General features: G+C 61.3%; 11 protein-coding genes and 2 pseudogenes. 9 read left to right on the plus strand and 4 right to left on the minus strand.

The features are described 5' to 3' along the window. Nucleotides 1–268: 268 nt before the first annotated feature. Nucleotides 269–856 carry a MarR family winged helix-turn-helix transcriptional regulator gene (locus PQR08_RS36475; RefSeq protein ID WP_250487797.1) on the minus strand — a complete coding sequence of 196 codons (588 nt, stop codon included), beginning with the start codon at nt 854–856 and terminating at the stop codon, nt 269–271. 261 nt (nt 857–1,117) lie between these two features. Between PQR08_RS36475 and PQR08_RS36480 the strand changes: the two genes are divergently transcribed. The 6 genes from PQR08_RS36480 to PQR08_RS36505 all read left to right on the plus strand — a co-directional run bounded on the left by PQR08_RS36480 (nt 1,118) and on the right by PQR08_RS36505 (nt 7,522). After that, nucleotides 1,118–2,443, plus strand: a complete 1,326-nt coding sequence (locus tag PQR08_RS36480; protein ID WP_408164141.1) for an MFS transporter — start codon at nt 1,118–1,120, stop codon at nt 2,441–2,443. Nucleotides 2,444–2,642: 199 nt separating this feature from the next. Further along, a complete protein-coding gene (locus PQR08_RS36485; protein ID WP_250487798.1) occupies nt 2,643–3,617 on the plus strand; it encodes a PDR/VanB family oxidoreductase in 975 nt (324 codons plus the stop codon). 41 nt (nt 3,618–3,658) lie between these two features. Next, the gene (locus PQR08_RS36490) at nt 3,659–4,984 is read left to right on the plus strand and encodes a Rieske 2Fe-2S domain-containing protein (RefSeq protein ID WP_250487799.1); all 1,326 of its coding nucleotides are present in this window, start codon (nt 3,659–3,661) and stop codon (nt 4,982–4,984) included. Further along, nucleotides 4,984–6,177 (plus strand): Gfo/Idh/MocA family protein, encoded by a 1,194-nt coding sequence (locus PQR08_RS36495; protein WP_250487800.1) that lies wholly within the window; start codon nt 4,984–4,986, stop codon nt 6,175–6,177. The genes PQR08_RS36490 and PQR08_RS36495 overlap by 1 nt, the downstream gene beginning before the upstream one ends. 2 nt (nt 6,178–6,179) lie before the next feature. Then, complete coding sequence (locus tag PQR08_RS36500) at nt 6,180–7,172, plus strand: ABC transporter substrate-binding protein (RefSeq protein WP_250487801.1); 993 nt, start codon at nt 6,180–6,182, stop codon at nt 7,170–7,172. Between the two features lie 218 nt (nt 7,173–7,390). Then, entirely contained in the window at nt 7,391–7,522 is a 132-nt protein-coding gene (locus PQR08_RS36505) for a hypothetical protein (RefSeq protein WP_284509271.1), read from the plus strand. A gap of 94 nt (nt 7,523–7,616) precedes the next feature. On the opposite strand, the gene PQR08_RS36510 is transcribed toward PQR08_RS36505, so the two are convergent. Together PQR08_RS36510 and PQR08_RS36515 are read right to left on the minus strand one after the other, a co-directional pair. Next, on the minus strand, nt 7,617–8,009 hold the full coding sequence (locus PQR08_RS36510) for a glutamine amidotransferase-related protein (RefSeq protein ID WP_250487802.1): 393 nt from the start codon (nt 8,007–8,009) through the stop codon (nt 7,617–7,619). A 2-nt stretch (nt 8,010–8,011) separates the two neighbouring features. Next, nucleotides 8,012–8,146, minus strand: a pseudogene (locus tag PQR08_RS36515) (helix-turn-helix domain-containing protein); the annotation flags it as partial. Nucleotides 8,147–8,172: 26 nt separating this feature from the next. Here PQR08_RS36515 and PQR08_RS36520 point away from each other — a divergent pair. From PQR08_RS36520 to PQR08_RS36530, 3 genes and pseudogenes are all read left to right on the plus strand, one after another. Beyond that, nucleotides 8,173–8,331, plus strand: coding sequence for a hypothetical protein (locus PQR08_RS36520; RefSeq protein WP_408164138.1), 159 nt, complete (start codon nt 8,173–8,175; stop codon nt 8,329–8,331). A gap of 324 nt (nt 8,332–8,655) precedes the next feature. Beyond that, a complete protein-coding gene (locus PQR08_RS36525) occupies nt 8,656–8,922 on the plus strand; it encodes a hypothetical protein (protein WP_250487804.1) in 267 nt (88 codons plus the stop codon). A 166-nt stretch (nt 8,923–9,088) separates the two neighbouring features. Beyond that, nucleotides 9,089–9,332: pseudogene (locus PQR08_RS36530) on the plus strand (transposase); the annotation flags it as partial. Between the two features lie 191 nt (nt 9,333–9,523). On the opposite strand, the gene PQR08_RS36535 reads toward PQR08_RS36530, so the two are convergent. Next, nucleotides 9,524–9,925: a hypothetical protein gene (locus PQR08_RS36535; RefSeq protein ID WP_250487805.1), complete on the minus strand. Its 402-nt coding sequence runs from the start codon at nt 9,923–9,925 to the stop codon at nt 9,524–9,526. Between the last annotated feature and the right edge of the window lie 28 nt (nt 9,926–9,953).

The raw sequence follows: 9,953 nt of genomic DNA on the forward strand, positions 1-9,953 counted from the left end.
TCCGCAATGACCGAAGTGCGAACGTTCCGATCCGACAGGGCTCAACCATAAAGAATCGTTGGCTGGTCGCCCGAGTAGAGCGTCCGTCTGGCCGCTGCAATGCAGAAGGTGGGCATCCGGGCCATGGAAGGAACAAACCTGATCTGCCTCCCTCATTGCTTCCATCGGCGAGAGGACTCGCGAACAGCTATAGCTATATACCAGTCCGTAGCGTTCGACGCCCGTTGTTTTACGGGGTCGTGTTAGGAGCCCTGCCTGTCATAGCTCGTCAAGCGTCTTCTAGGTTCTCACCACGCTCCGCGATCAACTTGCCCAACTCGCGAGTCGATAAAACGCGTCGCATAGGGTTTGTCGAATCCGATTCGTCATCCGCGAGATTCTCGATGATGGTGAGCAACACCTTGCGCGCGATCTTGATTTCGCGGTCGGTCAAACCCGTTACGCTGATCTCGTTGACCTCTTCGGCAAGCGGAACCAGTTGGTCTTTTAATGCGCGCCCTTCGGCGGTGAGAAACACGTGCGTGTTTTTCTTGTTGTCCGGTCGCTGCTGACGCTCGACGAGTCCGAGCTTCTCCATCGCGGTAACGGCGGCGAAGGTCGTCGGCGCCATCACGCCGGCCTGTTCGCTCAATTCGCGCTGCGTGAGGCCGTCGTTCTCCCACAGAATGCGCAGGAAGGTCCAGTGCCCGAACGACACTGAATGCTCGGCGAGCCGCATCTGCAATGCGCGCACCATCGAGCGCGTGGCGTCCTTCACGAGGTGCGCGAGGCGATCGTTGGGCACCGATTCGTGCCAATGGCGCAGCATCTCCGCGGTCTCGCGTGGCGCGCCCTCCACAGTCTTCTTCCGTGTCATGGCGGTTCTTTCCCGAATGCAGTTGGTCTTCCCGACATCATAGCCGCGCGGCCGTCCCCCCTGCATCCGTTGCAAAGCCGCGCTGCCCTCGGTGCAAACCCGAACTTGTCCGCGCGCCCCGGCCTACTTACCATAATGATTAGATATCGAATAAAAAGCGCATGTCCGGAACACGTGAGGCAACTGTCTGCGCCGGAACATCGTCCTCTTGAGCATAGGAATCGGAGACGCCTTGTGGCCAAATCCACAGTCACGCAATTCATGTCGGAATCGGACGCGGCGGCAGCGCGCGTAGAGGCCACGTACCACAAGGTCACCTGGCGGCTGATGTCGTTTATCTTCGTCTGCTGGGTGCTCAATTATCTGGATCGCGTGAACGTCAGCTTCGCGCAACTGCATCTCAAGCAGGATCTCGGTTTGTCCGACGCTGCTTACGGTCTCGGCGTGAGCCTGTTCTTCATCGGCTATATCCTGCTCGAGGTGCCGAGCACACTATGGCTCAAGAAGATCGGCGCGCGCCTCACGATCTCGCGCATCATGATCCTGTGGGGCGGCATCTCGACCGCGATGGCGTTCATGACCACGCCGGCGCAGTTCTATATCGCGCGCATCCTGCTCGGCGCCGCTGAGGCCGGCTTCTGGCCCGGCATCATTCTGTATCTGACGTACTGGTATCCGGGTGCGCGGCGTGCGCGGATCACGTCGCGCTTCCTGCTGGCGATTGCTGCCGCGGGCATCATCGGCGGGCCGCTGTCAGGCTGGATCCTGCATAACTTCGTCGATGTGCTCGGCTTCAAGAACTGGCAATGGCTGTTCTTTCTCGAAGGGCTGCCCGCGCTGGTGATGGGCGTCGTCGCATTTTTCTATCTCGTCGATCGCCCGCAGGAGGCGCGCTGGCTCGACGACGAACAGAAGAAGATCATCCTCGATGCGCTCGCCGCCGACCGCGCCGAGAAGAAGCCCGCCCAACACACGCGCCACCAGTTGCTGGCCGCGCTGAAGGATCCGCGGGTGTATATCCTCGCGGCGGGCTGGGGCACGGTGCCTTTGTGCGGCACGATCCTCAACTACTGGACGCCGACGATCATCCGCCAGGCGGGCGTGTCGGACGTGCTCAATGTCGGCTTGCTGTCCGCGCTGCCGTACATCATCGGCGCGCTCGGCATGTTCGCTGTCGCGCGCAGCTCCGACGTGACGCTGGAGCGCCGCTGGCATTTCTTCCTGTGTACGGCGGTCGGCGCGCTGGGCGGCTTTCTGCTGCCCGTACTGTCCGGCAATACGACGGCGGCCATTATCTGTCTGGGCATGATCTCCATCTCGTACTTCGGCGCGGCCGCGATCATTTGGTCGATTCCACCAGCCTATCTCTCCGATGACGCCGCCGCCGCGGGCATCGGCGCGATCAGTTGCCTGGGGCAAGTCGGCGCGTTCTGCGGACCCATCGCGCTCGGCTGGATCAAGACGATGACGGGCAGTCTCGCCATCGGACTGTCCGCAATCGCGGCGATCGTCATGCTGGGGGGACTCGCCGTGCTGATCGGCGTGCCGGCCAACACGCTGCGCGAGCACGCGGAAAAGCACTCGTAAGCATCGTTCATCGCACCACTTGAGCGGCGCCTTCGGCATGAAGGCGCCGTTTTCGTTTGATGCCTGCGCCGGCAGGCGAACGACCCGTTTCAGGGAAAACCCGCTTGTCGAAAAATGATTAGATATCTAATATAAACATCATGGTGATCGATGCCGCAGCGGGCGCGATCGATTCAGGTGATACGCGGGAGAGCAGGTGATGAACGAGTCGGCCAGCAACGAACTGTCATTCAGGACGCTCGTGGTGACGAAGAAGGATCAGGCGGCGAAAGGCATCTTCCGTTTCGAGTTGCGTGACGACGCAGGCGGCGAGCTGCCGCCATTCACTGCCGGTGCGCATCTGACGGTGCGGGTGCCGAACGGGGCGAATCGCAATTATTCGCTGTGCAACGATCCGGCCGAGACGGATCGTTATGTGATCGCCGTAAAGCGTGACGCGGCGGGTCGCGGCGGCTCGATCAGCATGGCGGACGACGTCGTGGAAGGTGACCGCATCGACGTCTCGGAGCCGCGCAACGAGTTCGTCCTTAATGAGCGCGCGCGCAGCTTCGTATTCGTTGCGGGCGGCATCGGCATCACGCCGATTCTCTCGATGATGCGCTATCTCAAAGCCATCGACGGCCCGCGTTTCAAGCTCTTTTACGTCTCCCGCAGCCCGGAGACAACGGCATTCATCGACGAATTGTCGAGCCCGGAATGGAAGCCGCATGTCGTCATCCATCACGACCACGGCGACCTTGCGCAAGCGCTCGATTTCTGGCCCGTGTTCGAGAAGCCCGCGAGCGGCACGCATGTGTATTGCTGCGGCCCGCGCGCGTTGATGGACGGCGTACGGGACGTGACCGGCCACTGGCCGACCGGCAGCGTGCACTTCGAAAGCTTCGGCGTCGATCGGTCGCGCGTGGCCGACAACACGCCTTTCAGCGTGAAACTGGAGCGCTCGGGCCGCTGCTTCCAGATTCCGAAGGACCGCTCGATTCTCGAAATTCTGCGCGACAACGGTATCCGCGCGCCGAGTTCATGCGAGAGCGGCACCTGCGGATCGTGTCGCACGACGCTGTGCGCAGGCGAAGCGGACCATCGCGACATGGTGCTCGGCGAAGACGAGAAGCACGATCAGATCATGATCTGCGTATCGCGTGCGAAGAGCGAAGAGCTGGTGCTGGATCTCTGAAGAACACTACCCACTGCATACGTTGGACAGGAGAAGCGTAAATGCTCACGCACGAAGAAAATGAATTGCTGTGCCGCGTCGAAGGCGATGCGCCGATGGGTCAGTTGATGCGCCGTCATTGGACACCGGTGTGTCTCATCGAAGAAGTCAGCGAACCGGACGGGGCGCCCGTGAAGGCGCGTCTGTTCGGCGAGGATCTGGTGGTCTTTCGCGACACCGACGGTAACGTCGGCGTAATGGACGAGTACTGTCCGCATCGCCGGGTGTCGCTCGTTTATGGACGCAACGAAGATTGCGGTCTGCGCTGTCTCTATCACGGCTGGAAGATGGACGTGAAGGGCAATGTGATCGAGATGGTCTCGGAGCCTTCGTGCAGCGACATGACGAAGAAGGTCAGGCACAAGGCCTATGAAACGAAAGAGTGGGGTGGCTTCGTGTGGGCGTACATGGGCCCGCAGGACGCCATTCCCGAGTTCGTGCCGCCGGCATGGGCGCCAACCGAGGACACGCGCGTGAGCATCGCCAAGGCGATCCTGCCGTGCAACTGGGCGCAGATTCTCGAAGGCGCGATCGATTCGGCGCATAGTTCGAGCCTGCATTCGTCGGACTTCGTGCCAGCGCGTGTGGGCGGGGCGGAAGCGACCTCGAAAAACTGGCTGCGCCCATCGACGGACAAGGCGCCTCGCCTCCAGGTGCATCGCACCGAATACGGCTTCCGCTATGCCGCACTGCGTCGCCCGATACAGAACGCGGCTACGCATGACTATGTGCGCTCGACCGTGTTCGTCGCGCCGGCCACCGCGCTGATCCCGCCGAACAATCTCTACAACGTGGCGAACATCAACGTGCCCTGCGACGACACCAGCACCGCGTTCTATTTCATGGCCTGGGGCGATCCGGACAGGACGCCGGAAACAGAGACGTGGCGCAAGTTCCTCGGGCAGCAGGTCGGCATCGATCTCGACGAGTACTATCGGCCGTTGCGCAATCACGACAACCGTTTCTGGCAGGATCGTGAAGCCATGAAGGCCGGGAACTTCACCGGCATCAAGGGCTTCCCCAATCAGGACATCGCAATGTGGGTGACGATGGGCGCGATCGCGGATCGCACCGAAGAGCGCCTTGGTGCGAGCGATGTCGCCGTGGTCGAGTTCCGCCGTCGCATGCTCGATGCACTCGAGGAGTTCAAGTCCGGCGAGGGCGCCATCGGTACCGGCGCCAAGGCGATTCCACGCAGTGTCTGTTCCTTTCAGGCGATGGTGCCGAAGGACACCGACTGGAAGCAATACGCGGCGCATCCTGTCTGGACGGAGCCGACTGGGCGGGACGCGCCGGAACTCGAATCGAACTATCAGGTTCAGGTCTGATGAAGCGGATCAGACTCGGAATCGTGGGCCTCGGCCGCGCCTTCTCGCTGATGCTGCCGACCTTCCTCGCCGATGCGCGCGTGCAGCTCGCCGCGGCCTGCGATCCGCGCGAGACGGCGCGGGCGCAGTTCGAAGCCGACTTCGACGCGCCGGCCTTCGGTGATGTCGAAGCGCTCGCGCGCCTCGCTGACATCGATGCGCTCTACATCGCCAGTCCGCATCAGTTCCATGCGGCGCATACGCGAATCGCAGCTTTGCACTGCAAGCACGTGCTCGTCGAAAAGCCGATGGCGCTGTCGCTCGCCGAGTGCGACGACATGATCGCTGCATGCCGCGAGGCGAACGTGCATCTCATCGTGGGTCACTGCCATAGTTTCGATACACCGTATCTGCGTACGCGCGAGTTGATCGCATCGGGCGCATTCGGCGACGTGAAGATGATCCAGGCGCTCAACTATACCGACTATCTCTACCGGCCGCGCCGTCCGGAGGAACTGAAGACGGAAGAGGGCGGCGGCGCGGTATTTAGTCAGGCGGCGCATCAGGTGGATATCGTGCGCATGCTCGCGGGAAGTCGTGTTACGCGTATCCGGGCCGCCGTCGGCAATTGGGACCCGGCGCGTCCGACGGAAGGCGCATACACCGCGACGCTCTGGTTCGAGAGCGGAGCATTCGCGACGCTTGCCTACAACGGCTACGGGCACTTCGATTCGGACGAGTGGACCGGTTGGATCGGCGAAATGGGGCAGACGCGCAGCGCCGACGAGTATGGCGTCGCGCGGCGCAGGCTTTCAAAAGTGGCGTCCCGCGATGAAGAGGCGCGTCTCAAGGCTGCGGGCACTTACGGCGGCAACGCCTATGCGCCCGCCACGAAAGTTCCGGATGCCCGCAGGCATCAGCACTTCGGGCCGCTGATCGTGTCGTGCGAGCGCGGCGATCTTCGGCCGATGCCCGACGGCATCGTCGTATATGGAGACGAACGGCGCGAGCGCATCGAGCTCGATGCGCCCGAGGTGCCGCGGGCGGAAGTCATCGACGAACTCATGGCCGCGGTGCACAGCGACACCGCTCCGCTGCACGACGGTGTCTGGGCGCGCGGCACGCTGGAAATTTGCCTCGCGATGCTGCGCTCGAGCGCCGAACAGCGCGACGTGCTCATCGGCGACGAAACGTCAATCACAAAGGAAAATTGAATATGGGCAAGCTCAATCTGTCGGTCGCGGTGGGGAATTACGATCGCATGCGGCCGCTGGTCGACGGCGAGGTGCAGATCGACGGTGTAGATCCGACTTTCATGCTGCAAGATCCGGAAGAGATCTTCTTTCGCGCGTTTCGACACGCCGACTACGATATCTGCGAACTGTCGCTGTCGAGCTATAGCGTCAAGACGGCGGCGGGCACGAGCCCGTATATCGGCGTGCCGATCTTTCCTTCGCGCGCGTTTCGCCATACGTCGATCTACGTCCGCAACGATCGCGGCATCGAGTCGCCTGCCGATCTGAAGGGCAAGCGCATCGGCGTGCCGGAATATCAGTTGACGGCCAACGTGTGGGCGCGTCTGTTCCTCGAGGAGGACCACGGCCTGAAGCCGTCTGACGTCACGTGGGTTCGCGGCGGCTACGAGGAAGCTGGCCGGCTGGAAAAGATCAGTCTGAAGCTGCCCGGCGACGTGCGCCTCGAGAACGCAGCAGAAAACCAGACGATCTCGGGCATGCTCGCATCCGGCGAGATCGATGCGCTCATCGGCCCGCGCGCGCCATCGTGCTTTACGAACGGCCATCCGAACGTCAAATACCTATTCGACGATCCGCAAAAAGCCGCCGCCGACTGGTACACGCGCACCAAACTCTTCCCGATCATGCATCTGCTGGGCGTGCGCCGCACGCTTGCCGAGCAGCATCCCTGGCTGCCCGGTGCGGTGGCGAAGGCCCTCGAGAAAAGTAAGGCGCTGGCGCTCGCCAGGCTCAGCGACACCTCTGCGACCAAGGTGACGTTGCCGTTCGTCGAAGAGCAGTTACGCAATGCGCGGCGTCTCATGGGACACGATTTCTGGTCTTATGGCTTCGAACCGAACCGGCATGTGTTGTCGCGCTTCCTCGAACGGCATCATAAGGAAGGCTTGTCTAGCCGACTGTTGCAGCCCGAGGAGCTCTTTCATCCTGCGACGCTGGAGAGCTTCAAGATCTGAGCGTGACGCCGACGCATGCGCGACGCGTCTGATCGCTTCTTCCGTCGCCGGATTCAAAACCGCCGACGACTTGCCGTCGCTTCCCCCGGTTGCCGCCATTGAAGCGCGGCAAAGACTGATTGTGCGGACCATCGGTTATACCCCGTCACTTGCACACAGTAAATGCACTCTTTGGTTTTGCTGTGCGCACACCTTGCGAGCACGCTCGCGCAGCGCTCGTGGTCGTGGAGTCGGACGGCGCGGTCGCGCTGGCGGGCCTGATGACGGACTCAGCGGCGGCGCCGTTTCGCGGCAAGCGTGTGTTGATCGTGGCATCGGGCGAGCATGTCGATGCCGCGTTGTTCGGGTAGGCGATCAGCTAAGTTCGAGCTTTTGCGTAAGCGCCCGCTTTCGAAGCGGGCGCTTACGCCTATGAACGGCGCGCTGCCGCTTCCAGAAACGCAATCAGCAAGGATGCGGCACGCCATCACGCGACGACAGTTCGAGATGCCCCTGCATGCCCACAAAGAACGGATGCTTATCGGCCTCGATGGCATCGGCAGTCGAGCCGCTCTCGTCGTGCGCGCTGACGGTCACGCCGAGCGTCGCGAGCGACGCTTCGAGCGCCGGATTGAGCCTGTAACGATGATTGCAGAGAATGCTCGCTTGCGCGCCGAGCACGGCTGCGATACGCGATCCCGGCACTAGGCTTATCGGCCGCAAACCTAAGCGATGCAACAACACGCCATCCTCGCCAACATGAATCGGCTCGAAGCTGGCGACGCGCGCATCGGGCTGCGCTTCCTTCGTGCCGATCTCATCGCTCTTCAGCGCGAGCCGCGCGATGTCCGTTGCCATTGTTCACGGCTTACGGAGGCTGGCGAGCGCCCGAGTATCCGGGCCATGGTCCGGATACTCGACCCCTGCAAATGCAGGCTGGCAATGGTCAGGCGCTCTTCGGGTTGAAGCTGTTGATACTGAGTTCGTTCGTGCATCGCAACACACTTATACGAAACAGGTGTTGCTTGAGCGCGACGCGCTGGTGGCGCGCTTCGGCGCAAGCTTCACGCCGCGATTGCTGCGTGCAATTCAACATCTCGCGCCGCACGACGTCGACTACGAGGCGGGCTGCCAGAGCGAGCGTGGAACCATTGCCGTCCTGCTGGAAGACGAGGGTTGACTGGCGAAAACCGCAGGCGAATGCGACCGGCACCATAAGCGACTTCGCTGCTGTGTCGCGTGCGTGCGGCACCCTCCCTTGACCGCGCGCGTTGAATCGGCCCGGCGGTTCCCAGGGTCGATCCGCAAGCCACGGATACCGATAAAACGATCCGCGGCTCGTGTAATAAACTTTGACCAAAATCGTACTGAATGCTGGTTTTGCGCTTCTCTTTCACGGACTGTTGCGCCGAGGCCAGATCGCGACACAATCGTCATGGCAAGCCAACTACCACCCTTGGCATGCGCATTGCTCATTAATGATTTCAAAGAAAGGAGACTGGTCATGAGCAGCGATCGTTTGGAAGGACCGGGCAGCACCGATAAGCCGCTCGGCGATGCGGGCAGCGGAGCGAGCGGTGGTGGCTCGCTGGGTAACCTGCCAGGACCGGGCGCTGCCACAGGCGGCGATCCCGCGCAAGGAGTGCGTCAACCAACTTCTGGCGAAACCGAAAAGTCTCCTGCACAACACCGGCCGAAACAGGAAGTACCACCTGAGTCGGGCAACGGTACCAAGTCATTCGGCAATGACGACGCGCTCAAACGAGGGTGACGATGCACGAGCGCCTCTTACATGTTGGCATCGAAAAGGCTCACGATCGGCCTCGCCTTTTTCGTATCTGCGGGCGGCTTCATCGTCCGGCGCACTGATGTGTAGCGCTGCGACGCTCGCCGGCAATCACGATAACGCGCGCAGAGCTCACCGCCGCCACGGTATGAAGGTGTACTTCTGCGAGCCGCACAGCCCATGGCAACGCGGCACTTGTGAAAACATCGACGGTCTGCTCTTCCAGTATCTGCCCAAAGGCACCGACCTTTCGGTCTACAGTCAGGGGAACTTGGTGCCATTGCCGACAGTCTGAACAGCAGGCCTCGCGCCACTCACACGCCTTCCATTCGCCACTTGAGGTCTTCGCCGCCACACTCGCTTCCGCAGCTCAATCTGATGGATCTAAACATTAATTCCACTGCTGCGCCTCAACCTTGATCGCGCCGGGCCATTACCGGAGTCAGGATTAAACGGCTGACCATCCATCATCACGCCCGCTTTGAACCCGTTCGGCACGTCGCTGAACTTCATTGTTGCATTCACACTGGCGAGGTACTTTGCCGATTATTTCGGCTTGCATCGACGTGGTAATCGACAGCATGTGCTAGCCGTATGACGCGGCTTTTTGGGGAAACTGCGCGAACATGATCGACTGCCAGCCGAGCACGTCGCCTGCGCCTGCTTCATCGCCTGCGTTCAGAAGCGTGCTGCTTTCCTCGACCATCTTGCGAACCGTCTGTACGTTCACTTCCGTAAGCGCCCGCAGACCGCTCGCAAAGCGCCCCGTTATGTTGAGAAAAACCCGTAAATTTGCGCGGGCGACGTAGTCGGGTAGGCGAAATAATTCGGATAGCCAATCATTGACGGTTCCGTCTAAGGTCAAAAGAAAATCGTTGATCCGACGAAGGGCGCAGTGAAGGGGAGGGTTCTTCGGCTTGGTTAGTTCGTGTTGCAATTGATCGGACAAACGCAACGACTGCTGCGTTGAGAAGATGTCCGGCAGCACGCGCTACCAATAAAACAAAGAAACGACC

The sequence above is a fragment of the Caballeronia jiangsuensis genome (assembly GCF_046030135.1).
GTDB lineage: Bacteria > Pseudomonadota > Gammaproteobacteria > Burkholderiales > Burkholderiaceae > Caballeronia > Caballeronia jiangsuensis.